Genomic DNA, 25,542 nt, shown 5'->3' with positions numbered 1-25,542 from the left:
CGCAAGGCGAAGAAGAACGCGCAGTTTTTATGGGATATCATGCACGTACGCTGCGTTGATGCTGTCACCCCCATGCATCGGGTAATGAAATGGCGGAGAGGGTGGGACACTCCCCCAGATAGCCGCGCGATACCCGCGCTTCCAAGGTCTTGGATAAAGCCCCGACTGCGCTACGGAAATTGCGATACTGGGCGGTGTACCCCAAGCGATACCCCGATGGCAAGGGCCGAGTTCCGAGGCCGATATGACGCACAATCTTAAGCCCGGCGGGTTCCCCTCAGCATGCCCCACGACGATGCTCCACCCCTGCGACACAAGCCACGGGTCTGGTGTCGCTCGCCTGCGGCGACCGGGCATCACGCATAGTCACGAGACCCCGCGCTTCGGTGACAATCGCATGTGCCGCTCAGAAACGGCCTGCGGCCTGCGGCATCCCCCTTGGGGGCATGCCTTTTCCGACCATGGCGACCCATGCCACAGTCAACCCCTGCCTGATCGTCGTGCCGTTCTGACTGACGTTAACGATCCGATCGCCATCCGATCGCCGATCCCAGAAATCGCTTCCGGAAGCCTGGGCTCGACTCCCGAAATCCATTATAAAATACATGTTTTCAATGGGTTATGGAGCATTTCGATGGAGACAAAAACGACCCTGATTCGTGGACTGGCGATGGATGTGATTGTTGTCGAGGCGATGCACGCCAATGCCGTCGAAACGCTCTTCTATCTTGCGATGATCTACGTCAGGCACCGAAAGACTGGTGCGCAGCGTCTCGTTCAGAGGACCCGAATTGCTGGCACTGGACAGGCCCTAGCCCGCGACGTCCAGAATCGCGGCCTCCGGGCATTGGAACCATTCGGAGCGGTAGCGTGAACGACAAGAGACGCCCCATTCTAAAATCGCGGTCTAAGCGCTGGCGGCGGCGCGGCGGCGCCTGCAGGATCAGTCGAGTCCGGAGGTGTGGCCTCAGCCGTCTGACGCTCGATTTCCCACCGCATCGCTGCCATAGCTGCCCTGCCCCGGATTTCCTCTTCCGTGCGGTCATGGCCGACGATGCGCAAGGCGATCCAGTCCTCGGTCTTGATCATCTCCCGTAGCCACTCGAACGCCTCAGGAGGAACGCGTTCCTCAATCATGATCCGCGCGCGATCCTTTGTCGTCCGGCGGTTCAGGTCCTTGACCAGACGATTCCAGGAAGGCTGCGGCTTCGGTCGATTGACAGGATACCAACTCGGTTCAAGTCCGCGCTCTCGGGCCCATGCTTCAGCGCCAAGCTCATAATCTGGTGGAGGCATCCGGCGATCACTGCGGAAATAGTTTCCGCGTCGCGGAAGCGCGAAAGCATTCATCTCCGGAAACAGCGCCAGCACCGAAGACAACAGTCCGAGCAGTTGGAGCATGGTTTTCGCAGCCGGATCGCGTCGCTGCCGTCTGGCAATATTCCGGCGCATCCAATCCACGCAAGTTCGACGCTGTTCCCGTTTCTTTAACGCTCGATCCATAGATATTTCTCCAAACCTCTGGACAGGATGCGGCTAGGGAGGGACCGGCGCAAATCTCTGGCGCGCAAGGCATAAGGGATAGGAAGCAATGCGACTGACAGACCTGGAAACTACGATCGAGCTGTTGGTTGAGGCGAATTCAAATGTGGATGGCGCCAGGGATCGTGTGGCAGCCCGCCACTCTATCCAAAAATCAGTGATCACTGACCGAGTGAGACGAACGGAGGAGTTCTTCCGGGCGAAATTGTTCGGCGGACCGCAACGGAAGGAGCCGACTGGGGCGGGCAAGTTTGTGGCACGTCGCGGCCCTCAGCTTCTGGCAGAAATTGCGTTTTTTGGGGAGCTCGTACGAGAGGAGAGTGGAGAACAGTAACGGCGTGCCCTCTGTTAGTAAAAGTTGCAAACCACTTGAAATCCTACAGGTCTGACTTGTGATTCAACGCCTCATTTGGTCTTATCCATTCGATTCGAAATGAGGTCTTCATGTCTGTTTATGCTCCCTTCCACAGCAAGTTTTTCGCGCACAGGATTATGCTCGAAGGACGCAGCGACGAGGCATTCGCAAAGTCTCTGTCCACTGCAAGAGTGGATATGAAACCGCATCAGGTCGAAGCCGCCAGGTTCGCGCTGCATTCGCCTCTGTCAAAGGGCGTCATCCTCGCTGATGAGGTGGGCTTGGGAAAGACCATTGAAGCTTGTCTCGTGATTGCGCAGAAGTGGGCAGAGCGTCGCCGCAACATCCTGCTCATCACCCCGGCATCGCTTCGCACTCAATGGCAACAGGAATTGCAGGAGAAGTTCTCTCTGCCGAGCGTTATCCTGGACTCCAAGACATACCGCGACGCCGTCAAGAACGGCCAGCGCACCCCCTTTGATAACACTTCCGCCATTGTCATCACCTCCTACCAGTATGCGGCCGCCAACGCTGAGCAGATCCATCGCGTCGGCTGGGACCTTGTCATCATCGACGAGGCCCATCGCCTGAGAAACGTTTATAAGAAGAACACGTCGGCACAGGCAAAGAAGCTGAAAGAGGCCCTGTCTTCTCGCTTCAAGGTTCTGCTAACGGCAACCCCCTTGCAGAATTCGTTGATGGAGCTCTTCGGGCTCGTATCCATGATCGACGACAACTTCTTCGGCGACGAACAATCCTTCCGGGTGATGTACGGACGCGGTACGGACAAGCAGTCCCTGATTTCTTTGCGACGTCGGATGGCCCCACTCTACAAGCGTCACCTGCGGCGTGACGTACAGGCAGCCGGCCACGTCAACTACACTCAACGTCTCGCCGTCACCTTCGACTTCGAGCCCCATAGCCTGGAGGAGCAACTCTACGAAGGGGTTTCAAGTTATCTGCAAAAGACTGACTCCATCGCCTTCGGATCAAAGCCTAACCAGCTCGTTCTCATCGGCGCCCGCAAAACGCTGGGTTCATCCATCGCCGCGATCGCGCTGTTCCTCGAGAACGTGATTGCTCGATTGAAGCGTAGTCAGGTCGTCACGGAGGAAGTGGTCGAGGACATCGATGATACGGCAGAGGTCGGGGAGGAGATCGCTGACGACGCGACGCTGTCTGACGCGGCAGACGGGTCTAGCGACGATGCCTCGGAAGATGGTCGGCCCGCCATCGACTCGAATAAGCTTGCGGCGGAGATTGCCGAACTAGAAGGGTATCTGTCGCTGGCAAGGTCGATCGGAACGAACTCCAAGGGAGAAAAGCTCATCAGCAGGCTCCCAGATGTTCTTGATGAAGTCGTGGCACGTGGCGGCCAGCGTAAGGCGGTCATATTTACCGAGTCCGTCCGTACGCAGAACTACCTCTATGAAATCCTCTCCCAAAACGGTTACGCTGGACAGATTGCGCTCATGAATGGATCCAACAGCGATCCGGAGAGCCAGAAGATCTACAAGGAATGGCTCAAGGAGAAGCAGGGAACGGACGCAATTTCCGGGTCGAAATCTGCCGATATGAAGAGCGCGATCGTCAGCGCGTTCAAGTCCGATGAGAAGTGCATCCTGATCGCGACCGAGTCCGGCGCCGAAGGCATAAATCTTCAGTTCTGCTCATTGCTGATCAACTTCGACCTGCCCTGGAATCCGCAGCGCGTTGAGCAGCGTATCGGTAGATGTCACCGATACGGGCAGAAGATCGACGTCACCGTCGTCAACATGCTGAACCGCAAGAACCAGGCAGAGCGACGAATTTACGAGCTTCTCAGCAATAAGTTCCGGCTCTTCGAGGGGCTATTCGGAGCCAGTGATCAGGTTCTCGGGGTTATTGAATCCGGTATCGACTTCGAGAAGAAAGTGCTTGCAGTCGTGCAAGCCTGCCGGACCGAAGCACAGGTCAATGAAGCCTTCCAGAAGCTCGAAGCGGAGCTTGAGGATCAGATCAAGGCGGATATGGCGGAGACCCGTCAGCAGCTCTTCGATCTCTTCGACGCCTCGATCGTCGATATGCTGCGCCAGCGCGGCGGAGAGATCGAGAGGACCATGTCCGAGTTCGAACGACGTCTATGGCTCCTCGCCCGCGCAGAACTCCCGGAGGCGACATTCAGCAACGAGGGTATCCCATCGTTCCAGCATGCTGGCAAAACATGGTCAACAGTGTGGCCCGAGGCGGATTACCGGGGGTGGCAGTTCTTCCGTCTGGGTGATGGCACTCTCGCCGACAGCCTCGTGCAAACGAGTCTTTCCCGCCCATTGTCAGATGCGAAACTTCGCTTCGACTACCAGTCCTACCGCAACGAAGGACAACCGAAGCTGTCTGACGTTGAGGCGCACGTGGGCAAGCGCGGATGGATGCGCGTTTCGTTAATGCGTGCCGAGACGGCCATTGGATCGAGGGACAGGCTCGTCCTCGCGGCAATCACCGATGACGGGACCGTACTGGCGTCCGAAACGGCAGAACGCTTCTTTCAACTGCCAGCCGACGTTGACGCAGTTGATGCAGAGTATCCGACAAGCGCGATGGCGAGCATCGATGAGGCCGCGCTGAAAGCCGCCCAGGAGGCTGCGGAAAACGAGAACGTCAAATGGCTCGATGAAGAGACGATCAAGCTAGAGGCGTATGCCGAGGACCTGGAGCGTGCCAATGATCTGCGTGTGAAGGAGTTGGACACCGAAGCGCGCGCAGCCCGGAAGGCGTTGCGGGGTAACCAGTCCATCCCTCTGGCGGAGAAGCTTAACGAAGAGCGCCGGATCAAGAAGCTTGAAGAGGAACGAGATGAGCTGAAACTCTCCACGTTCAAGACCCTCAAGGAAATCCGGAAGGAAGTGAACGACAAACTTGACGAAGTGGCTGCCAAGCTAGCGATCACCCCGAATGTGACGCCGGTGATGACGATTCGGTGGGAGATAGGCGCATAGCCTTGGAGGGGAAATGCTACAACATCAATTGAGCGGAGACGGAAGCACTGTCTATTCGGCAATCCGAGACTGGTCGGCGGAAAATGAGTGCAGTGGTCTTTGGATAGCGGCTGCCTATGCTACCGTTTCGGGCACGAGATTGATACTTGACCTTATACGACTGACAGATCCGGCAGAGATAAATTTTCTGATCGGAATTGATGATCATATCACTCAGCCCGAAGCCTTAAAGTCGATGAGGAGTTTTCCTGGCGCAACGCTTCGGGTAGCATCCTTGCAGGAGAAAGGGGCGCGATTTCATCCAAAGGCGTATTATTTCAGATCAACGCGGGGACACGAATTTGACCTCTGCATATCGGGTTCATCAAATCTGACCTATGCCGCTTTGAACACAAACTGTGAAGTCAATTCGATTGTCCCAGGAGATCAGGCATACAGGGTTCAATTCTTCGAGATTTGGAAGAGGTTGTGGCGTGTCGGCGCGGTGCTATCAGATGAGGCTTTGTCGGACTATGTCCGAACTTACAGGAAAGCCAGACAGCTTCGAGCTAGGATCGAGCAAATAACAGCTTCAGATGGTCCACCTGCCAAACACAAAGTCGCCTTGAAATCCGACGACACGGAGATTGAGCCTTCGGAAGCTACGATTTGCTGGATTGAATGTGGCTTTATTACCTTGATGGGTCGTGAGCTTGAGTTCAAGGCCGAACAAGCACTCTTCTTTGGGCTTCACCCCCAGGGAGCCGCTGATCAGCGCTTCGAGTTTGTGACGTCCGCTGGAAACGTCGCCAAGCTTCGGATGAAGTTTCAGGGTAACCATATGTGGCGCCTACAGCTCAATGATGAGGTTCCAGAGGTGAAGGATGGGCTCCGTCCACTTCTCAACGACGGAACCTTGGGAAGATCGCCTTACGTCGCCGTGTTCGCAAGAACTGGTGTGCCCGGCAGGTACGACGTCCGATTTATCGAACTTAACTCCCAGGAGTTCAGGAACTTGAAGAAAACTTGCGCCCTACGGGGAGCGATCGGCCGAACAAGCGCCAGAGAGTACGGCTGGGTGTAGAAAGATGAGAGAAATGGAATTCGGACGACGTCTTGAACTAAATTGGGTCGGTAAAGGTCATAGTCCGAAGATCGAGCCACGCATTCGAGTGGAAGATGATCAACTATCGCACATCGCGAGAGCAAACTTTCCGAATGCGATGTACGACAACATGCTGATCCAGGGTGACAACTTACTAGCCCTGAAATCTCTCGAAAATGATTTCGCGGGAAGCGTAAAATGCGTGTTTATAGATCCGCCGTATAATACAGGATCAGCCTTTTCACACTATGATGATGGCGTTGAGCATTCAGTATGGCTCGGCATGATGAACGAACGGCTCAGGATTCTTTACAAATTACTTAAGGATGACGGATCGCTGTGGGTCACAATTGACGATAACGAGTCGCATTATCTTAAAATAATGCTTGATGAAATTTTTGGACGCAAGAATTTCATTGCCAACGTTGTTTGGCAAAAAAAATATACTGTCGCGAACGATGCGAAATATTTTAGCGATAACCATGACCACATCTTGGTTTATGCGAAAGATCGCGAGCTTTGGAGGCCGAACCGACTTGCTCGATCAGAGGAAATGAACGCTCGATATTCTAATCCCGACTTGCATCCTAAAGGACCCTGGAAAGCAACACCTCTCCACGCGAAAAGCGGAAGCACGAAATCTGCCAGCTTTTCTTACACCTTTAGGAACGGGGTGACTTGGAGGCCGCCGGCCGGAACCTATCCCCGCTTTTCCGAAGAGACACTTCGCAAATTGGACGAAGGGAATGAAATCTGGTTCGGCCGGGATGGGAAGGCCTCCCCTTCACGTAAAACGTTCTTATCAGAGCTGACAAACACCGGAACTCCTCCGTTGACAGTCTGGTTAAGTTCCGAAACTGGCCACAATCATGAGGCGAAGAACGAGGTTAAAGAGTTCAATCAGCAGGATGTTTTCGCCACCCCGAAACCTGAACGCTTACTTCAGCGCATTCTACAGATCGCGACCGATCAGGGCGATATCGTATTGGACTCATTCGCGGGTTCTGGAACAACAGGCGCAGTCGCTCACAAAATGGGCCGTCGCTGGATCATGGTAGAGCTTGGCGATCATGCTGTGACTCACATCGTACCCCGACTGAAGAAGGTGATCGACGGCGATGACAGTGGAGGTGTGACGGAACTCACAGGATGGCAAGGCGGCGGTGGCTTCCGTTATTACCGTCTTGCGCCGTCCCTGCTTGAGAAAGACCGCTTCGGAAACTGGGTGATCTCGAAAGAATACAATGGTGCGATGCTAGCCGAGGCGCTCTGTAAGCATCAAGGCTTCATTTACGCGCCTAGCCAAGACCCTGCCGACTACTGGCGGCACGGCCATTCGACCGAGACGGACTTCATCTATGTCACCACCCAGTCGCTGACGTATGACGCACTCAAGAAGCTTTCCGAGGAGGTCGGGCCGAAGCGCACACTCCTGGTATGCTGCAAGGCATACAATGCCCAGGAAGACAGCTTCCCAAACCTCACCGTGAAGAAGATCCCTCATTCCATCCTTTCGAAATGCGAGTGGGGTCGGGACGACTATTCACTTCGAATTGCGAACCTGCCGCAAGCACCAGTCACGGAAGCGACCGCCGACGTCGCCAGCAACGAAACCGCCAAGAAGGCCAACAAGCCGGCGGCCGCGCTGCCGCTGTTTGGCAGCATGGGAGACGATTGATGTTGCAGCGGCAGATTCATCAGATCAAGGCGCGCCTCTCCCTTCGGACGCCGCAGTCGGAAGCCCTCGACATCCTGGCCGACGTCCTCGACACCTTCGAGTTCTCGAAGAGCGCGGATCCGGTTGCTGCTTTAGAAGCGATCAAGACCACCTATCCCAGCGTGACGGACTTCGAGCGTGACTTCCCGTCACTGTGCTTTGCCCTAGCGACGGGCGTCGGCAAAACAAGGCTCATGGGCGCCTTCATCGCCTACCTGTACCTCACGGGGCGCTCTAAGCATTTCTTTATCCTGGCGCCGAACACGACCATCTATAACAAGCTGGTTGCCGACTTCAGCCAGCAGAACTCCCCGAAATACGTATTCCGGGGCATCGCCGAGTTCGCGCAGCTTCCGCCGATCGTGGAGACAGGGGATAACTGGGAACGCGGCTACGCGGTGCGTGGCGACCTTCTCGGTCAAACGGCGATCGTGTTCATCTTCAACGTCGACAAGATCAACAAGGAACAGGGGCGCATTCGCAAGCTCCACGAATATATCGGCGAATCCTATTTCGAGTATCTCTCCGCGCTCCCGGATCTCGTTTTGCTAATGGACGAGGCTCACCGCTATCGTGCGAAAGCAGGACTGTCCGCGATTGCTGAACTCAGGCCTGTGATCGGTCTGGAACTGACCGCTACGCCGCGATCGGTGGGCGCCAAATCCGTCCCATTCAAGAACGTCGTTTATGACTATCCCCTCGGTCAGGCGATGGAGGACGGCTACGTCAAGGATCCGGCTGTTGCCACCCGCGAAGGATTCCGCGCTGATACTGTTACCCCCGAGCAGCTAGAGCGTATGAAGCTTGAAGACGGCATCCACTGCCACGAACACACTAAGGCTGAGCTTGCCATCTACGCGCAGCAGACGGGACGCAAGCTCGTTCATCCGTTCATGCTCGTCGTGGCTCAGGATACGACCCATGCCGGAGAGATTCGGAAGTTCGTCGAATCCGACGAGTTCTTCCAAGGGCGCTACAAGGGACGCGTCATCGAGGTTCACTCCGGAACAAAAGGCGAAGAGACGGAAGAGGCAACCTCGAAGCTTATTGCCCTGGAACACGATGCGCAGACGGACATCGTCATACACGTCAACAAGCTCAAGGAAGGCTGGGACGTCACCAATCTCTACACGATCGTGCCCCTGCGCGCCTCCGCGTCTGATATTCTTACCGAACAGACGTTAGGGCGCGGACTGCGCTTGCCCTATGGTCAACGGACCGGTGTTGAAGCCGTCGATCGCCTGACCGTGATTGCTCATGACCGTTTCGATGATGTCATCAAGGCAGCGCGCGACCCCGCCTCGCTGATCTCGATCCGCAAAACGGTCATTGTCGGCGGCAATGGAGACGTTTCTGATGTCGGCGCCCAGATCGTTACAGCTCCTTCCAATGTCGAAACGATGCTGACGGGCCGCTCAGGTTCATTCGAAGAATCCGAACAGAAGCCATATGTGTTCGAAACTCCCGAAGAACGAGAGGTCGCCCGCGTCACCTGGGAAGTGATCGAGCGCGAGTTCGAACGCAAGATCAAGACAGGTATCGACAAGCTCGAAACGCCAGAGGTTCAGGCTGAAATCACCCGGATCGTGAAGGAGGTTATGTCTCCGGAGCAGGGAACGTTCGAAACTTTCGAACAAAAGGCTGACGTCGCAGCGACCGTTGCCAAGGTGACGAAACAGCTCGTCATGCACACCATTTCGATTCCCGAAATTGTCGTGCTGCCGACCAGTGAGGTCAACTTCGGCTTCAACGATTTCGATCTTTCGAATCTGGAAACGATTGCTCGGCAGCCACTCTCGGATCAGATCATGGTCCAGAAGCTTCGGGATGAATCCCGTGCCTTCCTTGCCCGCACAGTCGATAGCGCCAAGGAAGAACGGCTAGAGAACTATCTCGTCCGACACCTCATGGACCTGCCGCAGATCGACTACGACACCCAGAGCGAGCTTCTCTTCAAGCTGGCGGGGCAGATGGTGAAGCGCCTGGAAGCCTATCTGTCGACCCCAGAAGATGTCGAGAACGTGCTGATCGGACATGGAAAGGACTTGGCGCGCTTCATATTCGAGCAGATGAAGGGGCACTACTGGGAAAGCCCGACGGACTACCGGGCTAGCGTATCGCGCGGGTTCGTCATGCTGAAGCCGCAGGCCTACAACGTGCCGAGCAGTGCATTCATTCGGAATTTCCGAATGCCCGTCAATCCTTTGAAGGACACGCCGAAATACGTGTTCGAAGGCTTCGCCAAGTGCTGCTATCCATACCAGAAATTTCAGTCTGACCAGGAGCGGGAATTCGCGGTCATCATTGAAGCAGGTAGCGAGACATCGGTGCAGCGGTGGATGAAGCCGGGCGTAGGCCAGTTCCGGATCGAATACTCGGCCGGGCAATCTTACGAACCGGACTTCGTCGTCGAGACAGACAAGGAAAAGTTCATCGTCGAGATCAAGGCGAAGAACGAGGTGGCCGATCCGGTCGTTCAGGCCAAAGCGAAGGCTGCACGAAAGTGGATTCACCATGCCAACAACCACGCAAAGGAAACTTGCGAGAAGCCATGGACCTATGTGCTCGTGCCGCATGACGCGGTGAAGCCTAGCGCGACGTTGGCGTCACTGGTGGCCGCGTATGCGCAGGCCGCTGAACTCATCTGAGGATCAGGTGTCACAACCTTGATTGCATACTAAACGGGGGGAACAATGAGACCATTTACGCGCACCATCATTGAGCTATTCGACGGAAAACGCCGCTATCTCATTCCCCTCTATCAGCGGCAATATGCCTGGAAGGTCAGCCCTCAGCTTGAGCTTTTGTGGGAAGACATTGAGCGTGTTGCGCGCCGATTTGAGCAAGGCGGACAGCTACCGTCCCCTCACTTCATGGGTGCAATTGTCATTTCCCAGATCCAAACCTTTGGGCGCCAGGTCCAAGCATTCGAGGTGATTGACGGTCAACAGCGCCTGACGACGTTCCAGTTGCTGTTGGCAGCATTCCGGGACGTGGCAACGTCCCTGTCGACGGAATATTCGAACGAAATCATGAAGTACCTCTTCAATGACGGGGTGATGGAGCATGTCGAGGTCGAGAAGTACAAGCTCTGGCCATCCCTCACGGACCGGCGTTCGTTCATTTCGCTAGCAGACCCCGAGGGAGAGTTACCGAAAGCGACACCGCTCCCGGAGGACGAGCAGGGAGTAGTTCGTCCCGCAACGGCGGCCCATGCGTTCTTCCGGGAAAAAATCCTTGAACATGTCCGGGTCAACGGGGAGTTCGATCCGTTCAAGCTGGAGAAACTGTTCGAAGCACTACGTCAGGGACTAGCCGTCGTCTCGATCGAGCTGGAAGGCGGGGATGATGCCCAGACCATCTTTGAAACGCTGAACAGCCGCGGTGTCGATCTCACCGCGGGCGATCTGATGAGGAACTTCATCTTCCAGCGTGCCAAGGGCCTGGGGCAGACTGAGGGATCTCTGAACGTCGACAAGCTCTACGAGCAATACTGGCTACCATTGGATCGTTGGTTCTGGCGCGAAGGCGACACCAGGGGCCGGCAGACGAAAACGCGCCTAGATTGGCTATTGGTAGACCACCTCGCCATGATGCAGGCTGATGTGGTTTCTGTGGAGCATCTCTTCGAAGCGTATCGGAAGTGGATCCTGGAGGATGAGCCTTTTGATACCGTCGAGAATGAGCTGAAGTCGATAAAGAATAGCGCCGACGTCTTCCGACTGATCGCTGAGCAATCCGATCAGACTGCACTTGGCAAGTTCGGACAGTTCGCCAAAGCATTCGACGTCTCGACCGCGATGCCGCTCGTCTTGTATCTCGCGACGTGCGGCGACTTCCCTGGTTCAAGGCTTGATCAAGCACTCCAGTTTATCGAATCTTACATCGTGCGACGGGATATTTGTGCGCTGCCCACGGGCAATTACAATCGCTTCTTCGTGGACGTCGTTGCAAAAATGCGTGCTGGAAAGGGCGATCCGCTCGCAAGGCTCCGTAGATTGCTGTCAGCAAGCCAAGCGGACGCCATGCGTTGGCCAAGCGATACAGACTGGAAAGCGGCCTGGATGGGGAGTGACCAGTACAAGTCGAATCGCCAAGCGCGTCTGCGGCATATTTTCGAAGCCATCGAGCACTCAAAACGGGCCAACGACGGCGAGATTATCGCAATCAAAAGCGACCTGACAATCGAGCATATCATGCCGCAGAAGTGGCACGAAAACTGGCCTGTACCGGGGTTCGACCATGTACCCGACGGCGAGTTCGACTTGGACAAAACCGCACGGGAACTTCAGCGCCAACAGTCGATCAACAAAATGGGGAACCTGACGCTCCTGACCCATAAACTGAACGCGAAGGTATCCAACGGAGCCTTTTCGGTGAAATTGCCTGCGGTTAAGGCACACGCTGCTTTGACGCTGAATCGTGAGCTGCATTCCTATGAAGAGTGGAACGAAGAAACAATAAGGCAACGTGGCCAGAACCTTTTCGGTACTGCCGCAAATATCTGGCTTGCCCCGATGTCAAAGGAGGATATCGAAGCGTTCGACGCCGCGACTTCACGGGAGCCATTCGAAGAAGTCGAGATCGCGCCGGCATAACGCCCCGAGAGTGTCTATTGCAGACATAGTCATGGTTACCTTCCGGGAGGAGCTACGGAACGCGGCGTCGGGGGCAGTCAGTCCCGCGTCCCGCCGGGGCGGCGCCTCGCTGACGCTCCTATGGCTGCCACCGGGGACCGATTGCCGCGTGCGCGAATTCCCGCGGTCCCGCAAGGGCGGCGCGATGCTGACCGCTCCGATATGCTCATCTTGTCTGGGTCCCGGAACGATCTGGGCGCCTGGCGGGCGCTCCGGTCGAGAGGAAGGGGTGAATCCTTGTCGGGAGAACGTGCCTGCTGCCTCAAGCCTCAAGCCTCGGCAGTTGCCTTGCCGTCAGTGCCAGAACCCTTGACCGTTTCGGGATGGGTTTGGATACGGCAGCACCTGCCAGACGCGCTGTACAGCCCTGAATCCGGCCTTCAATTTGTGGGCACGGGCCGATTTTGGCAGAAATCACGGTCTCGGGCGCGGTTGACCTGAAAGCGCTGGCCGCGTCTCCGGGGGCCTCAGCTTCGCCAGCTCCCGCCATGCGGCGTCGCGCTGGATGCCGACTTCGGCAAGGCTGTGTTCCATGCTCCGGCGCTTCTCTTCCGCCGCTCTACGCGCCACTTCGGCGGAGCTCGCACGTTCGGCTGCCGCCTTTGCTTGTTCCCGGAGCCGGGACATCTCGGCATCCACCGACTGCCGGACTCGATCCTGAATCTTCGACTTCCGGAAACCGTCCCACAGCGAGCGGAGCAGGCCGGGCAGCCGCTGTATCCTTGCCGCCGCTTTCTGGACCCGTTCGGCTTCCGACCGGACGCGCGCCATCATCGACCTTGCCCGCCGTTGTTCGGCAACGGCCCGATCTTGCGCGGCCAGCGCGGCGGCGGTCGCCGCCTTGGCGGCCTCCATCTGACACAAGGATTCGGCCTTCGCGGCGTCCGCTTCCTCGCGGAGCTTGGCGGCCTCCGCCCCGGCGCTCGCCACTAGGTTTTCAGTCTCCGTCTTTGTCCGGGCGATGAAGGATTCGGCCTTCCGCTGGACGTGCTCCGCCCGATCGAGGGAAGCCCGCAGCGCATTTGCCTGCGTCTGTTCCGCCTGCCACTCGGCGCGCGTCAGGCGACGTCGCGCGGGACCGAGGCGCGTCAACCCGCACTTAACCCCTACGACTTCGAAGTACGAATCCTGCCAGGCGCGCATGGCGGCGCGATAAGCTTTGTCGCCCCGTCGGTTCAGGGTCTTCGAATCCTCGTCTGCGCCGGGGCCGGCCGCCATGACTTCGGCCTTTGCCATCTGCCCCGGATGCAGTGCCGCTGCCTTCATGTCCTGCGAAGGCGGCAGGATGTAGGCGTGCAGGTGCCAGTGGCTTTCATCCTCGTGCCGCACGACAGAGACGAGGGCATCGCCATAGAGCTCCCGGAGCCAGGCAATCGTCAGTTCCTCCCAGCGATCGACTTCGGCTCGCTTCCGAGGATCGACATGGACTTCATCGACGGTGTAGGGGTGGCTGGCGACGACGGTTAGAAGAGTGTGCTGATCGACGCGAACCTTGCGAGGCTTTCCGCCTTTCGGCGTTGTGCGCGCAGCTTCGGCTGCCGCGTCGTGCAAAGATTCGACCTGTTCCGGATTAACCCCGTCCACGACGATCGGCGTTCCCGGAAACGGAACGTGGATAGACGCCGCCGGATCGCGGCGAGCTTCGGCCAGCACGAATCCCACTGAGCGGCCCTTGGGGTCCGGCTTGCGACTGTAGGATTCGAGGTGGACGAACTGAAAAGCCATATGTCGTCAGGCGTTCGAAAAACTCGGCGCTTCGTTACCGAGTTGCCTTTGCACGCTCCAATGCGTCGCACTAACAGTTCGATTCAAGCGGCAATGCGCCTCCAAGCGTTCCTCCAGAAATTCACGATGCTCCTGCGCATCAGGGCGGCATCCCCGGAGCTCGGCTTCTATGTGTCGTATTGCGTCGGCTGTGGCGGACAACAGGTCGCCGAGCGACTTCGTTGTGAGTGTCAGTTCAACTTCCATTTCGTGTTCCATGGAAAACCTCCTTGTGGTCGGGGAACTCAGAAAATGGTCGCTTCAAAAATCAGCCGGCGCAACGGGAGAAAAAGGTTTAGTGACCGACTAATGCTTTTCCTTTCCAACCTCTTCGGGGTCTCCAGTCAAAGCGTCAGCTCTTCGAGGAGGCCTTCAGCCGGACCACGACGTGGGGAATGGCAAGGAGCGGTCGGGCACACCGACGACCAGCAGGTGCAGGGCCGGAGCACACGCCCAGCAGGTCCACACACACGGCCCGGACGGCTTGCATTTGTAGTCCACGTCCGCGTCATGTAATTGAAATGGCTCAATTATCTCCGATATGCGCCGTTGCTCGTTCGAATGCCTTCTTCATCGTCGCCACCAGTTCATCCTTTGCCGTTTCAGGCACGATGAAGCTGTCATGAACTGGGAGTACGACAATTCCCTTCTTCACGGACATGTCCGCCAAGACGAAGCGGCACATTTCCGAATCCACGTTCTGTAACCGCAACCCGACGCCGCTATGGAAATACCCCGCGACCTTCGGATGCCGGGCCTTGATGTCGTGGATCAGGTCGCGGGCGGAGACCTCGCAGCCATCAAGATACGGAAGTAGCGCACCATGTGCCTGATGATAGCCAGACGCATTCAGGAGCACATTGAAGGCGATCTTGCACAACTTCCTGTCCCAACCGGGAAGCGTGTAGGCATCGCCATCCAGATGCTTCCCAGCGAGAGCATACAGCAGCCTCGGGTGAAGTTGCTCGTAATCGACTTCTGCCGTGCACTGGCCATCGAGCGTGAAATGTTGCCGATCCTTCGATTTCACTGACTGCCACCAACCGCCATAGAAACGACCACCGAGGGTCCAGCCGCCGTTGAAGACCCGGTAGAGGGACAGCATGTCCGGATACACCGAATGCTCCCCGAATCGAATCACGTCGCCATCGAAATGGGCATCAGGTGCGTTCAGCGAGATCTCCGTATCTGCGATCAGACGATTGACCTTCTCCACCAGCTTCCGCTCCCGGTGCGTCCGCTCAGTGTCTTGGTAGGAGACAAGGGAACCCGCCGAATCCTTCAGCCGGATCAGCTCGCCCGGCTTCCGCCAAAGCCTCGGCGTGCTGATACCCGCAAGCCAGGCTGCGGGCCGATAGCTCGATTGAATTCCGGTCGCCCGTCCCGCTGGCTGAAGATCATGATCAACAAGGATTCCGGCGTGGAGGAGAGCATCCACGGCAGGCACGACGGTGTCATACGTGAATTCACGGCCCCGGTATCGGCTGCTCTCCGTCCACCACCCTTTGCGGCGTGAGTAGGAGATGCGGCGAAGCGGTTCACGACGTGCTGACATGATGGCATCGGCGACGATGGCGGCCTGGACGTGCGCGGCCTTCGCCGACCGTGCGGCAGGCATGGGAACGTGCTGGCGGATTTCATCGGCCTCGACCGACCAGTCGAGGCACAGCAGCCTGTCCCGATCTCCCGGCCAAATTTGTTGACGCTGTGGGGTGTGAAATTCTGACGTCCGGGCTGGTCTATCAACCAGCCCCCGGCTCACTGACCCGTTCTATGGGTCTTTACAATTTCAGCGCCAACGTTCAACATTTTCGAACACACCATGAAAGACCGCCGGAGGGGTTCCAGCCCCATTGATGGCGGTCTTTTTCATGGTCGACCGTCGGCGTGCATGGGTCAAGCGATCCGAGCTAAGTCTTCCGGGCCTTCGGACCAGACAACCGTTTCTTCCGTGCGATCTGGTCGAAATCCAGCCCCCGGAATACCGAGAAATCGATGTTGGGATCAAGGGGGAGCTTGGCGATTTCCCGTGCCTGCCGTTCACCCAGATTCATGAACCCATAGTTGTCGTGTTCGTCATTCCCGACCTGATGACCGGACTGCAAGCGTCGGTCGCGCCCCTCGATCTTCGCATCGCGCATGTCTTCGATGTTGCCGCCGCGCAGTGAATGGAAAACTTCCCTGCCGACACCTTCTTCATCCTCATCCTTCTTTTTCTTCTGCTTGATCCCTGCACGCTCGAACAGGCGGTTCATGTAGGACGACGCGCTTTTGCTGGGATCGGCAAGCCGCATCAGATTGGGGAATAGGAAGTTTCCTTTTTGCCGGACTGCCCATTCGACAAACCCGATTTCACTCAGGAATTCATGCAGAACGAAATAGGTTGTGCTTGCATCGGTCTTGTGCGGAGTGGAAACCCAGACCTTGTCGATCCTCTTGACGCTCGCAAGTTGCGCCACCCAGACACCCGTGAACTTCTCCCGAAAATCGTTGCCAGTCAGATGGATGAGCAGACCGATACGGCGACCCGTCAGGTGGCCGAGCAGCGGCAACATAATGTCCTCCATGAGCCCGGAAGCCACCCCGGTGCGGAATACCTGACTGATTTTGTGAGTTGCAAGCGGTTCGGATTTGACCGCGCCCGCAGCAGTGGATGGAAAGACGAGCCTCGGCCCTGCAAAGGGATCAGGATAATCTCCGGCGGTCATCAAAGACCGAATGGCAGCCTTCACGACGGCGACATAGCCTTCCTGTAGCGACTTGCGGGTCAACGGTTGCAGATGAAGGTCGCGATTGCCGTCGATGATCTGCATCGCCGACAGGGAGGAATCACGGATGTTATTGTCTCCCGGCCAATACTGCATGAGGTCGATGTAGGCCTGGAGATCGGTGAGATTATAGGTATCGACGGGGTGATCACCGATCAGTTCAATAAAGATATTGAGACGCGCACGAGCTGTCTTGATATCCTTGGCGCCTTTCGGTCCGCTCTTCAGTCTCCGCTTTTCGAAATACTCTTCCATGGCCTCACTGAGGCGAGGCAGAGTTGACATCCTCCGTACCACTGTCCTGCGATCCAGCTTGAAGGCCGGGATCAGCCTGCCGTTCTCGTCACGCGGCGGTTGCAGCGGCGTTTCGATGGCGGGCTGCAAAGGAGTGGCAGCAGGTTCATGGACGATGGCAGCGAGGGAAACAGGTGAGCGTGCGGTCTCGCCGAGCTTGGCAAGGGCTGTCTGCTCCAGCAATTCGGCGTTGCTGACGATCAGGTCGTTGTATGGCTCGCCGTCTTCCCGCTTCCGAAGTTCCCTATGCAGGCCGACCAGGTCGCGTATTCCGGCAGTCTTTTGCAGGTCGTCCGGGGTGATTGGCGGGTCAGGTCGATCAATCATCCTGAGATAGGCTTTCAGTTCGCCACGCACTTCCACAAGAGCGTAGGCGGCAGCCTCCCGAATCGTCTCCCGATCGGCATTCGTTCCGCCGTCTCCCGTTTCGCTCATGTGTCGCATCCTCATTGTGTCGAACAACAGCCTTGCCCGCGCCGCCAGCAGATCGGCCAACAACCTTGCCCGCCGATGGGAACACGCACCCAGACTGAGTCGAACCGGAGGAGGAGCACGCCCGCCTCCCAAGTTCTTCGGCATCTTTATCTGGAAGATGTAAATGGACCCTGATCTGACGAGATAGGGTCCCGGACCACGAATGGCCACCGTTGCCCGACTCGAGATTTCAGGGGTCTCATTCGAGGGGTCCAGCGATACCCCGGACTGTACCCGGCGCGATACCCGCATGTTTTCTGCTCCCGGTAAGGCCGCAGGCAACCGGAGACTTTATGCGGAAATCCAAGGCTTTACGTGGGTATGTGGCGGGGAGTGGGTTAAAAATGGCGGAGAGGGTGGGATTCGAACCCACGATACGGTTGCCCGTATGCCGCATTTCGAGTGCGGTGCTTTCGACCACTCAGCCACCTCTCCGCTTGAGCATGATGACGCGTTGGTCAGCGCGGGCTGTCTCATAGCGGGTGTTTCAAAGGCTGGCAAGCGCGAATATCGCGTCAGCCTAAGCTTTTATCTTGACAGTTTTTTGCGCCTCACGTATGCGACCGGGGAATTAGACATGGGCGTACTGTGTCTCGTTTTCCCCCGCTTCGATGCGGGGAGCCACCGGCGGGTGTTTCGGGTTCAAATAGAGCCGAGGGCATCCGCTATACCGACTGACAAAAAGACAGCCGTCCGGCAAGCCGGGCAGAGCTGGAACGAACATGAAAGGATAAAAAATGTTCGCAGTCATCAAGACCGGCGGTAAGCAGTACCGCGTCAACACCAACGACGTGGTCTCCATCGAGAAGCTGGAAGCCGAAGCTGGTGCAACCGTAGAATTCACCGAAGTCCTCGTTGTCGGCGAAGGTGCCGATGCGAAGATCGGCGCGCCTTTCGTCGCCGGTGCTTCCGTCAAGGCCGAAGTCGTCGAGCAGACCCGCGGCAAGAAGGTGATCGCATTCAAGAAGCGTCGTCGCCAGAACTCCAAGCGTTCGCGCGGCCATCGCCAGCACCACACCGTGGTGCGCATCACCGACATCGTAGCCGCTTAATCGCGCTCAAACGAGAACAAGGTTTAAAGGAGAACTCCAATGGCACACAAAAAAGCTGGCGGTTCCTCGCGTAACGGTCGCGATTCCGAGTCCAAGCGCCTTGGCGTGAAGAAGTTCGGCGGCGAAGTCGTCGTTGCAGGCAACATTATCGTGCGTCAGCGCGGCACCCAGTGGCATCCGGGCGCGAACGTCGGCATGGGCAAGGACCATACCCTCTTTGCACTTTCCGCCGGCAATGTCGCGTACCGTACGAAGGCCAACGGCCGAGTATACGTGTCCGTAATGCCGAAAACGGCGGAAGCAGCGGAATAAGCCGGTAACGCTCTAAACAGCCGGCGTCTCATCGACCCGGCTGTCCGTAACAGGTTCAGTCTAGAAAACAGGGGAGATGGGGCGCCACCCAACTCCCCTTTTTCTTGTGCCTTTTCAACCAGAAGGAGACTGAACCATGCAAAGCGAATTGTTGAGGGTCGACCAATCCCGGTCACCCCAGGACCGGCTCAGGCCGGATCGGCAGCGGAGCGATTGCCCCGTCTTGTTATCGCAGCGGCTCGTCATGCGGGCCCCCCACGAAGAAGACATCGACGCCCTTGCCCATCTCGCCAACAACGCCGCGATCGCGACCATGGTGTCGCGCATGCCGCACCCGTATACGGCTAAAGACGCTGCCGATTTCGTGCGACGCACGAATATCGGCGAGATTGGCAAGTGCGTCTATGCCATCACAAAAGCCGTAAACGGAGAGTTTCTCGGTTGCTGCGGGCTCGAACCGCATCCCAGCGACGACGAGACGCTGGAGATCGGATACTGGCTCGGCGAACCCTACTGGAACCGGGGCTATGGCACGGAGGCTGCGCATGCGCTGATCGACATGGCTTTCCGTACCCGCGACATCGAGCGGATCGATGCCCGTTGCAGGGTCACCAACATCGCATCGCGGCGGGTGATCCAGAAGTGCGGCTTCCAGTTCCAGGGTTCCGGCATGGTCGGCAACCTTGCGACCGGCGGCATGATGCCCGTCGAATGGTACAGGCTCGACCGCAAGACCTGGATGTCGCTCAAGAGCTGGGGGGAGATGAGATGAACGCTCTCCTCCAGCGTCCCGGAACGCGACCGCCCGGACCTTGCCCCGTCATCGAGACGAAGCGGCTGGTGCTCCGGCCGCAGCGCATGGGCGATGCCGATGCGATCGCTCAGTCTCTCTCCGACTATCAGGTGGTGCGGATGCTGGCGCGGGTGCCTGTTCCCTACGACCGTCAGGACGCCACCGACTGGCTGAGCCGGGCGACGTCCGGCCTGACGCCGGACTGGTCGTTCGCAATCACCGCCTCGGGGGACGACGTGCATATCGGCGCCGTAGCCATCGAGCTTCGGCATGGTCGGTGGAATCTCGGCTACTGGCTGGACCGCTACTACTGGGGCAAGGGCATCATGTCCGAGGCGGCTGCCGCGGCGGTCGAGCGCTTCTTCCGCCGCATGCCGGAGGAGGTGCTGCATTCCGGTGCTTTCGCCGACAATGCCGCCTCGTTGCGCATTCAGGAAAAGCTCGGCTTTGCGGTCACCCGCAGCGGCGATCTCTACTCACGTTCCCGCAATGCGGTTGCGCCGCATATCGAGACGCGGGTGACGCAGGCGGATTTCCGTCCGGGCGCATGAAAACGGGATGCCGGGCAGGTTGATGCTGCCCGGCATCGCCGGGGGGGCGGCGCTTGTCAGTGTCAGGCGAGCTCCACCCAGACCGGGAAATGATCCGAACCCGGGGCGGAAACGTCGACGCTTGCGTTTTTCAGGCGAGAGGCGAGATCACCACTGAGGAAACAGTAGTCGAGATGCTTGCGCACGGTGCGATCGGGACTCATCCAGCTGTAGCCTTCCGGGCTATGGGCGCGGCAATGCGCCAGTGCATCGAGCGGCAGGTCGGCGCGCGGCACGCGGCCGTAGAAGGCGTCATCGAGGCCGACCATCTCGATATATTCGGGCGATTCCGGTTCCATGTTGAAATCGCCCATGACGAGGTAGCCGGAGGGGAGCGGCAGATCCTTAAGCCCGAATTCGCAGGCTCCCGTCAGAGCCCCGCCTTCGTGGGCGAAGTTTGCGACACGTTCCTTGATGAAGCGGATCTGGGCGATCCGTTCGCCGGGCGAAACGTGATCGAGATGGAGGGAATAGACACGCAGCGGGCCGTCTGGCGCGTCTATAACGGCTTCGACTGCGCCGCGTTGCAGGTTGAGCTTGTCATAGGTTCGGCTGCGCGGCAGCAGCAGATGCCGGGTCGCAAGGATCGGGTAGCGCGACAAGACCATGTTGCCGAACTGGAAGCGACGTTCGTTGCGGCGGCCGCCGATGACCTGGTGGTCGACCAGAACGTCGCAAGCCGCACCGAAGGAGCAAGAGTATTCCGGGAAGAGCCCGGCGAAAGTTTCGACGAGATCGGCATGGCCGTTGCGATGAAAACCGCGGGTTACTTCCTGCAGGGCGATGACATCGGCGTCCCGGATGCTGTCGGCGATCCGCACGGGGTCGAATTTGTCATCCAGACCCATGCCGAACTGGATGTTGTAGCTGACGAACTTCACGATACTCTTTGACCTCCGCTTCAACCGGCTATATCGATGGCCGCATAAATTCCGTACATCCCGACACGTTATCAATGGCTGAAGCATGAAATTTCTCGACGAGGCAAAGGTTTATATCCGCTCAGGCGACGGGGGCGCCGGAAGCGTCTCGTTCCGTCGCGAAAAATTCATCGAGTTCGGCGGCCCGGACGGCGGTGATGGCGGGCGCGGCGGCGACGTGTGGGTGGAGGCCGTCAACGGTCTCAACACGCTGATCGACTTCCGCTTCCAACAGCACTTCAAGGCCAAGGTCGGCATGCATGGCATGGGCCGCAACCGGACCGGCGCGAACGGCGACGACGTGACGCTGAAAGTGCCTGTTGGCACGCAGATCTTCGAGGAAGACAACGAGACGCTGATTGTCGACATGACCGTCGAAGGCCAGCGTTTCCGGCTTGCCAAGGGCGGCAATGGCGGCTTTGGCAACGCCCATTTCAAGTCGTCCACCAACCAGGCGCCGAACTGGGCCAATCCCGGTCTCGAGGGTGAGGAGAAGACGATCTGGCTGAGGCTGAAACTGATTGCCGATGCCGGCCTCGTCGGTCTGCCGAATGCCGGCAAGTCGACTTTCCTCGCATCGGTGACCCGCGCCCGGCCGAAGATCGCCAACTATCCCTTCACGACACTGCATCCGAACCTCGGCGTCGCGACCATAGACGAGCGGGAATTCATTCTCGCCGACATTCCCGGCCTGATCGAAGGCGCTCATGAAGGTGTGGGCATCGGCGACCGCTTCCTTGGTCATGTCGAGCGCACGCGCGTGCTGCTGCATCTCGTTTCCGCACAGGAGGAAAATGTCGGCAAGGCATACAAGACCGTGAAGCATGAGCTGGAAGCCTATGGTGGAGGGCTCGAGGACAAGCCGGAGATCGTCGCGTTGTCGCAGATCGACGTGCTTGACGAAGCGAGCCTGAAGAAGAAGGCGCAGGAGCTGAAGAAGGCGTCCGGCAAGGTGCCGCTGCTTCTTTCCGCCATCACCGGCAAGGGCATGACCGAGGCGCTCCGCGCGCTCCGGGACGTCATCGTCGCCGAGAACGGCGACGTGGATCTTCCGGAAAAGCGGGACAAGAACCGCAAGCGCGATCTGGATACGGAAAGCGACGAATAGCATGACCGCCGCACGCAAATCGCTGACTCGCTATAAGCGCATCGTCATCAAGATCGGTTCGGCGCTGCTGGTCGATCGCGGCAGCGGTCTGAAGAAAGCCTGGCTCGATGCCATCTGCGACGATATCGCTGAGCTCAAGGCTCGCGGCATCGATGTGCTGGTCGTTTCCTCGGGTGCGATTGCGCTCGGAAGAACGGTACTCGACCTTCCCTCCGGGGCGTTGAAACTGGAGGAGAGCCAGGCGGCGGCTGCGGTCGGGCAGATTGCGCTTGCGCGTCACTGGTCGGAAAGCCTGTCACGCTCCTCCATCGTCGCCGGCCAGATCCTCCTGACGCTCGGCGATACCGAGGAGCGCCGGCGCTATCTCAATGCGCGCGCTACGCTGAAACAGCTTCTGAAGATCGGGGCTGTCCCGATCATCAACGAGAACGACACCGTCGCCACGACCGAGATTCGCTACGGCGACAACGACCGGCTTGCCGCCCGCGTCGCCACCATGGCCGGCGCCGACCTGCTGGTGCTTTTGTCGGATATCGACGGTCTCTACACGGCGCCGCCGCATCTCGATCCGCAGGCGAGGTTCCTCGATACCGTTGCCGAGATCACACCGGAGATCGAGGCGATGGCCGGCGGGGCCGCGTCCGAACTTTCGCGCGGCGGCATGCGGACCAAGATCGACGCCGGCAAGATCGCGACCGGGGCTGGCTGTGCGATGATTATTGCTTCGGGCAAGGCCGACCATCCGCTGAAGAGCATCGTCGATGGCGCTCGTCATTCGTGGTTTGCACCGTCTGCGGCACCTGTCACCGCACGCAAGACCTGGATCGCCGGCCAGCTCCAGCCGGCGGGCGAACTGCATATCGATGCCGGCGCGCAGGTTGCGCTCAAGGCGGGCAAGAGCCTGCTGCCGGCCGGTGTGCGCACGGTTGCCGGCCAGTTCAGCCGCGGCGATACCGTTTCGGTCATCGGAACCGAAGGCCGCGAGATTGCCCGGGGACTCGCCGGCTACGATGCCGACGATGCCCGCAAGATCGCCGGACGCAAGTCCGGCGAGATCGAGGAGATCCTCGGTTATGCCGGCCGCTCGGCCATGATCCACCGGGACGATCTGGTGATGACCGATCCGGCACATAAGCACGAGCATATTGCGAGTGCCGAAAACAAGGACGAAGCCCATGCTTGACACGGCAAACGCCAACCAGACGGACATCGATGCCCTGATGCTCGATATCGGCCGCAGTGCACGCGCCGCCGCCCGACCGTTGGCGATTGCCCCAACCGAGCAGAAGAATGCGGCGCTCATCGCCATGGCCGATGCGATCCTGGCCGGCGAGGAAGCGATCCTTGCGGCCAATGCCATCGATGTCGAAAACGGCAAGGCCTCGGGTTTGACGGGCTCCTTCATGGACCGCCTGACGCTCGATTCCAACCGGGTTGCCGCCATCGCAAAGGGCATTCGTGAAGTCGCTGAACTGAAGGACCCCGTCGGCGAAATCATGGCCGCCTGGGAGCGCCCGAACGGTCTCCGGATCGAGCGTGTGCGCACGCCGCTCGGTGTAATCGGCGTCATCTACGAGAGCCGTCCGAACGTGACGGCGGATGCCGGTGCGCTTTGCCTGAAGGCCGGTAATGCTGTCATCCTGCGCGGCGGTTCGGATTCGGTTCATTCCTCGCGTGCGATCCATGCCTGCCTCGTGAAGGGGCTCGAAAAGGCGGGCCTGCCTGCGGATGCGATCCAGCTCGTTCCCGTCACGGATCGTGCCGCGGTCGGCGCCATGCTGACCGGCCTCGAGGGCACGATCGACGTCATCGTGCCGCGCGGCGGCAAGAGCCTTGTCGCCCGCGTCCAGTCGGAGGCGCGCGTGCCGGTCTTCGCCCACCTCGAAGGCCTCTGCCATATCTATGTGGATGCTTCGGCCGATCTCGAAATGGCGAAGAAGATTGTGGTCAATTCCAAGATGCGCCGCACCGGCATCTGCGGCGCGGCCGAAACCCTGCTCGTGGACAGCGCGGCGATCGGCACCCATCTGATGCCGATTCTCGAGGCGCTGACGGAAGCGGGCTGCGAAATCCGCGCCTCGGCGACGGTGCTGAAGGTCCATCCGGGATTCAAGCCGGCGACGGAGGAAGACTGGCGCACCGAATATCTCGATGCCATCATCGCGGTCGCGATCGTGGATGGTGTTTCCGGCGCGATTGACCATATCAACCGCTATTCGTCGAACCATACGGAAGCGGTGCTGGCGGAAGATCCTGACGTCGTCGAGCGCTTCTTCAACGAGATCGATTCCGCGATCCTGCTGCATAATGCCTCCACCCAGTTTGCCGATGGCGGCGAGTTCGGCATGGGGGCGGAAATCGGAATTGCCACCGGCAAGATGCATGCGCGCGGTCCTGTGGGTGTCGAACAACTGACATCCTTCAAGTACCGGGTGCGTGGCACCGGACAGGTGCGGCCCTGACGTGACGGCCAAGGACCCGATTGCCCACCGATACCGTTTCATGCCGCATGCCGAGCGCGGCATGGTGATCGGCCTGTTCGGCGGGTCCTTCAATCCGCCGCATGAAGGGCACGCGCTGGTGGCCGAGATCGCGATCAGGCGACTCGGCCTCGACCAGCTCTGGTGGATCGTGACGCCTGGCAATCCCTTGAAGAGCCACAGCAATCTCGCTCCCCTTTCCGAACGGCTGGCAAAATGCGAGGAATTTGCCACGGACCCCCGCATCAAGGTGACGGCCTTCGAGCAGACGCTCGGCACCAGCTATACGGCAAGGACACTGGATTATGTGAAGGCGCGCAATCCGCATGCGCGCTTCATCTGGATCATGGGCGCCGACAATCTCAAATCGTTCCACAAGTGGCAGCAATGGCGGCGGATCGCGACGACTTTCCCCATCGCGGTGATCGACAGGCCGGGTTCGACACTGTCCTATCTCTCGTCGAAAATGGCGCGGACCTTCGATTATGCCCGCATCGACGAGGACGATGCCGGCGTCCTCTGGAAGAAAAAGGCCCCTGCCTGGACCTTCATCCACGGGCCGCGCTCGCCGCTGAGCTCCACTGCGCTCAGGGAGGCTGCCGAATGATGCTTCCCGTGCTGTCCACATAGCCAATTCGGGCTCTCTTGAAAGATTAACGGAACGATGCCACCTTCTA

Annotated in this window: 20 protein-coding genes and 1 tRNA gene; 14 read left to right on the top strand and 7 right to left on the bottom strand. The window is 58.6% G+C overall.

All coding sequences use genetic code 11. From position 1 onward, the window contains the following. Positions 1 to 634 precede the first annotated feature (634 nt). Positions 635 to 874 (top strand): hypothetical protein, encoded by a 240-nt coding sequence (locus tag ACLBKR_RS17665; protein ID WP_414899849.1) that lies wholly within the window; start codon positions 635 to 637, stop codon positions 872 to 874. Positions 875 to 894: 20 nt separating this feature from the next. Here the strand turns inward: ACLBKR_RS17665 and ACLBKR_RS17660 are convergent, their stop codons facing one another. Further along, entirely contained in the window at positions 895 to 1,401 is a 507-nt protein-coding gene (locus tag ACLBKR_RS17660; protein WP_414899847.1) for a hypothetical protein, read from the bottom strand. A 585-nt stretch (positions 1,402 to 1,986) separates the two neighbouring features. On the opposite strand from ACLBKR_RS17660, the gene ACLBKR_RS17655 reads away from it, so the two are divergent. From ACLBKR_RS17655 to ACLBKR_RS17635, 5 genes are all read left to right on the top strand, one after another. Next, entirely contained in the window at positions 1,987 to 4,872 is a 2,886-nt protein-coding gene (locus ACLBKR_RS17655; RefSeq protein ID WP_414899845.1) for an SNF2-related protein, read from the top strand. Between the two features lie 139 nt (positions 4,873 to 5,011). After that, positions 5,012 to 5,935: a phospholipase D-like domain-containing protein gene (locus tag ACLBKR_RS17650; RefSeq protein WP_414899843.1), complete on the top strand. Its 924-nt coding sequence runs from the start codon at positions 5,012 to 5,014 to the stop codon at positions 5,933 to 5,935. A gap of 13 nt (positions 5,936 to 5,948) precedes the next feature. Continuing rightward, entirely contained in the window at positions 5,949 to 7,634 is a 1,686-nt protein-coding gene (locus tag ACLBKR_RS17645) for a site-specific DNA-methyltransferase (protein ID WP_414899841.1), read from the top strand. Continuing rightward, a complete protein-coding gene (locus ACLBKR_RS17640; protein WP_414899839.1) occupies positions 7,634 to 10,321 on the top strand; it encodes a DEAD/DEAH box helicase in 2,688 nt (895 codons plus the stop codon). Before ACLBKR_RS17645 ends, ACLBKR_RS17640 begins: the two co-directional genes overlap by 1 nt. A gap of 45 nt (positions 10,322 to 10,366) precedes the next feature. Then, complete coding sequence (locus ACLBKR_RS17635; RefSeq protein ID WP_414899837.1) at positions 10,367 to 12,271, top strand: DUF262 domain-containing protein; 1,905 nt, start codon at positions 10,367 to 10,369, stop codon at positions 12,269 to 12,271. Positions 12,272 to 12,724: 453 nt separating this feature from the next. Here ACLBKR_RS17635 and ACLBKR_RS17630 read toward each other — a convergent pair whose 3' ends face one another. From ACLBKR_RS17630 to ACLBKR_RS17610, 5 genes are all read right to left on the bottom strand, one after another. After that, positions 12,725 to 14,035, bottom strand: a complete 1,311-nt coding sequence (locus ACLBKR_RS17630) for a hypothetical protein (RefSeq protein ID WP_414899835.1) — start codon at positions 14,033 to 14,035, stop codon at positions 12,725 to 12,727. A 6-nt stretch (positions 14,036 to 14,041) separates the two neighbouring features. After that, positions 14,042 to 14,293 (bottom strand): hypothetical protein, encoded by a 252-nt coding sequence (locus tag ACLBKR_RS17625; RefSeq protein WP_414899833.1) that lies wholly within the window; start codon positions 14,291 to 14,293, stop codon positions 14,042 to 14,044. 307 nt (positions 14,294 to 14,600) lie between these two features. Further along, the gene (locus ACLBKR_RS17620; RefSeq protein WP_414899831.1) at positions 14,601 to 15,836 is read right to left on the bottom strand and encodes a hypothetical protein; all 1,236 of its coding nucleotides are present in this window, start codon (positions 15,834 to 15,836) and stop codon (positions 14,601 to 14,603) included. Between the two features lie 148 nt (positions 15,837 to 15,984). Continuing rightward, positions 15,985 to 17,571, bottom strand: coding sequence for a hypothetical protein (locus ACLBKR_RS17615; protein ID WP_414899830.1), 1,587 nt, complete (start codon positions 17,569 to 17,571; stop codon positions 15,985 to 15,987). Between the two features lie 384 nt (positions 17,572 to 17,955). Continuing rightward, positions 17,956 to 18,045: transfer RNA gene (locus tag ACLBKR_RS17610), tRNA-Ser, on the bottom strand. Between the two features lie 302 nt (positions 18,046 to 18,347). On the opposite strand from ACLBKR_RS17610, the gene rplU reads away from it, so the two are divergent. The 4 genes from rplU (at position 18,348) to ACLBKR_RS17590 (ending at position 20,318) form a co-directional block, all read left to right on the top strand. Then, entirely contained in the window at positions 18,348 to 18,662 is a 315-nt protein-coding gene (gene rplU / locus ACLBKR_RS17605; protein WP_113425475.1) for a 50S ribosomal protein L21, read from the top strand. Positions 18,663 to 18,701: 39 nt separating this feature from the next. Then, a complete protein-coding gene (gene rpmA / locus ACLBKR_RS17600) occupies positions 18,702 to 18,974 on the top strand; it encodes a 50S ribosomal protein L27 (RefSeq protein WP_112830513.1) in 273 nt (90 codons plus the stop codon). Between the two features lie 136 nt (positions 18,975 to 19,110). Continuing rightward, a complete protein-coding gene (locus ACLBKR_RS17595; RefSeq protein ID WP_112830512.1) occupies positions 19,111 to 19,746 on the top strand; it encodes a GNAT family N-acetyltransferase in 636 nt (211 codons plus the stop codon). Next, positions 19,743 to 20,318, top strand: a complete 576-nt coding sequence (locus ACLBKR_RS17590) for a GNAT family N-acetyltransferase (RefSeq protein ID WP_113486219.1) — start codon at positions 19,743 to 19,745, stop codon at positions 20,316 to 20,318. Before ACLBKR_RS17595 ends, ACLBKR_RS17590 begins: the two co-directional genes overlap by 4 nt. A gap of 62 nt (positions 20,319 to 20,380) precedes the next feature. On the opposite strand, the gene ACLBKR_RS17585 is transcribed toward ACLBKR_RS17590, so the two are convergent. Next, positions 20,381 to 21,238 (bottom strand): endonuclease/exonuclease/phosphatase family protein, encoded by an 858-nt coding sequence (locus ACLBKR_RS17585; protein ID WP_113447457.1) that lies wholly within the window; start codon positions 21,236 to 21,238, stop codon positions 20,381 to 20,383. A gap of 85 nt (positions 21,239 to 21,323) precedes the next feature. Here ACLBKR_RS17585 and obgE point away from each other — a divergent pair, with 85 nt between their 5' ends. The 4 genes from obgE to ACLBKR_RS17565 are packed head-to-tail and all read left to right on the top strand — an operon-like array spanning position 21,324 to position 25,472. Then, on the top strand, positions 21,324 to 22,385 hold the full coding sequence (obgE, locus tag ACLBKR_RS17580) for a GTPase ObgE (protein ID WP_113338125.1): 1,062 nt from the start codon (positions 21,324 to 21,326) through the stop codon (positions 22,383 to 22,385). Position 22,386: 1 nt separating this feature from the next. Further along, the gene (proB, locus tag ACLBKR_RS17575) at positions 22,387 to 23,568 is read left to right on the top strand and encodes a glutamate 5-kinase (RefSeq protein WP_112830508.1); all 1,182 of its coding nucleotides are present in this window, start codon (positions 22,387 to 22,389) and stop codon (positions 23,566 to 23,568) included. After that, positions 23,561 to 24,847, top strand: a complete 1,287-nt coding sequence (locus tag ACLBKR_RS17570) for a glutamate-5-semialdehyde dehydrogenase (protein ID WP_113447456.1) — start codon at positions 23,561 to 23,563, stop codon at positions 24,845 to 24,847. Before proB ends, ACLBKR_RS17570 begins: the two co-directional genes overlap by 8 nt. After that, the gene (locus ACLBKR_RS17565; protein WP_414899825.1) at positions 24,822 to 25,472 is read left to right on the top strand and encodes a nicotinate-nucleotide adenylyltransferase; all 651 of its coding nucleotides are present in this window, start codon (positions 24,822 to 24,824) and stop codon (positions 25,470 to 25,472) included. The genes ACLBKR_RS17570 and ACLBKR_RS17565 overlap by 26 nt, the downstream gene beginning before the upstream one ends. Positions 25,473 to 25,542 lie beyond the last annotated feature (70 nt).

The sequence above is a fragment of the Paenirhizobium cremeum genome (assembly GCF_047553425.1).
Lineage (GTDB): Bacteria > Pseudomonadota > Alphaproteobacteria > Rhizobiales > Rhizobiaceae > Allorhizobium > Allorhizobium cremeum.
Note: the sequence above shows the minus strand (reverse complement) of the source record. Positions and strands in the feature narration are given on the sequence as shown.

What these genes read in the sequence shown, in the direction of transcription:
- ACLBKR_RS17640 (WP_414899839.1), top strand. Translation starts at nt 7,634, where the DNA reads ATGTTGCAGCGGCAGATTCATCAGATCAAGGCGCGCCTCTCCCTTCGG.
- ACLBKR_RS17570 (WP_113447456.1), top strand. Translation starts at nt 23,561, where the DNA reads ATGCTTGACACGGCAAACGCCAACCAGACGGACATCGATGCCCTGATG.
- ACLBKR_RS17660 (WP_414899847.1), bottom strand. Translation starts at nt 1,401, where the DNA reads ATGCTCCAACTGCTCGGACTGTTGTCTTCGGTGCTGGCGCTGTTTCCG.
- ACLBKR_RS17615 (WP_414899830.1), bottom strand. Translation starts at nt 17,571, where the DNA reads ATGAGCGAAACGGGAGACGGCGGAACGAATGCCGATCGGGAGACGATT.
- ACLBKR_RS17630 (WP_414899835.1), bottom strand. Translation starts at nt 14,035, where the DNA reads ATGGCTTTTCAGTTCGTCCACCTCGAATCCTACAGTCGCAAGCCGGAC.
- ACLBKR_RS17645 (WP_414899841.1), top strand. Translation starts at nt 5,949, where the DNA reads ATGGAATTCGGACGACGTCTTGAACTAAATTGGGTCGGTAAAGGTCAT.
- proB (WP_112830508.1), top strand. Translation starts at nt 22,387, where the DNA reads ATGACCGCCGCACGCAAATCGCTGACTCGCTATAAGCGCATCGTCATC.
- ACLBKR_RS17635 (WP_414899837.1), top strand. Translation starts at nt 10,367, where the DNA reads ATGAGACCATTTACGCGCACCATCATTGAGCTATTCGACGGAAAACGC.
- ACLBKR_RS17665 (WP_414899849.1), top strand. Translation starts at nt 635, where the DNA reads ATGGAGACAAAAACGACCCTGATTCGTGGACTGGCGATGGATGTGATT.
- rplU (WP_113425475.1), top strand. Translation starts at nt 18,348, where the DNA reads ATGTTCGCAGTCATCAAGACCGGCGGTAAGCAGTACCGCGTCAACACC.
- ACLBKR_RS17595 (WP_112830512.1), top strand. Translation starts at nt 19,111, where the DNA reads ATGCAAAGCGAATTGTTGAGGGTCGACCAATCCCGGTCACCCCAGGAC.
- ACLBKR_RS17625 (WP_414899833.1), bottom strand. Translation starts at nt 14,293, where the DNA reads ATGGAACACGAAATGGAAGTTGAACTGACACTCACAACGAAGTCGCTC.
- rpmA (WP_112830513.1), top strand. Translation starts at nt 18,702, where the DNA reads ATGGCACACAAAAAAGCTGGCGGTTCCTCGCGTAACGGTCGCGATTCC.
- ACLBKR_RS17655 (WP_414899845.1), top strand. Translation starts at nt 1,987, where the DNA reads ATGTCTGTTTATGCTCCCTTCCACAGCAAGTTTTTCGCGCACAGGATT.
- ACLBKR_RS17590 (WP_113486219.1), top strand. Translation starts at nt 19,743, where the DNA reads ATGAACGCTCTCCTCCAGCGTCCCGGAACGCGACCGCCCGGACCTTGC.
- obgE (WP_113338125.1), top strand. Translation starts at nt 21,324, where the DNA reads ATGAAATTTCTCGACGAGGCAAAGGTTTATATCCGCTCAGGCGACGGG.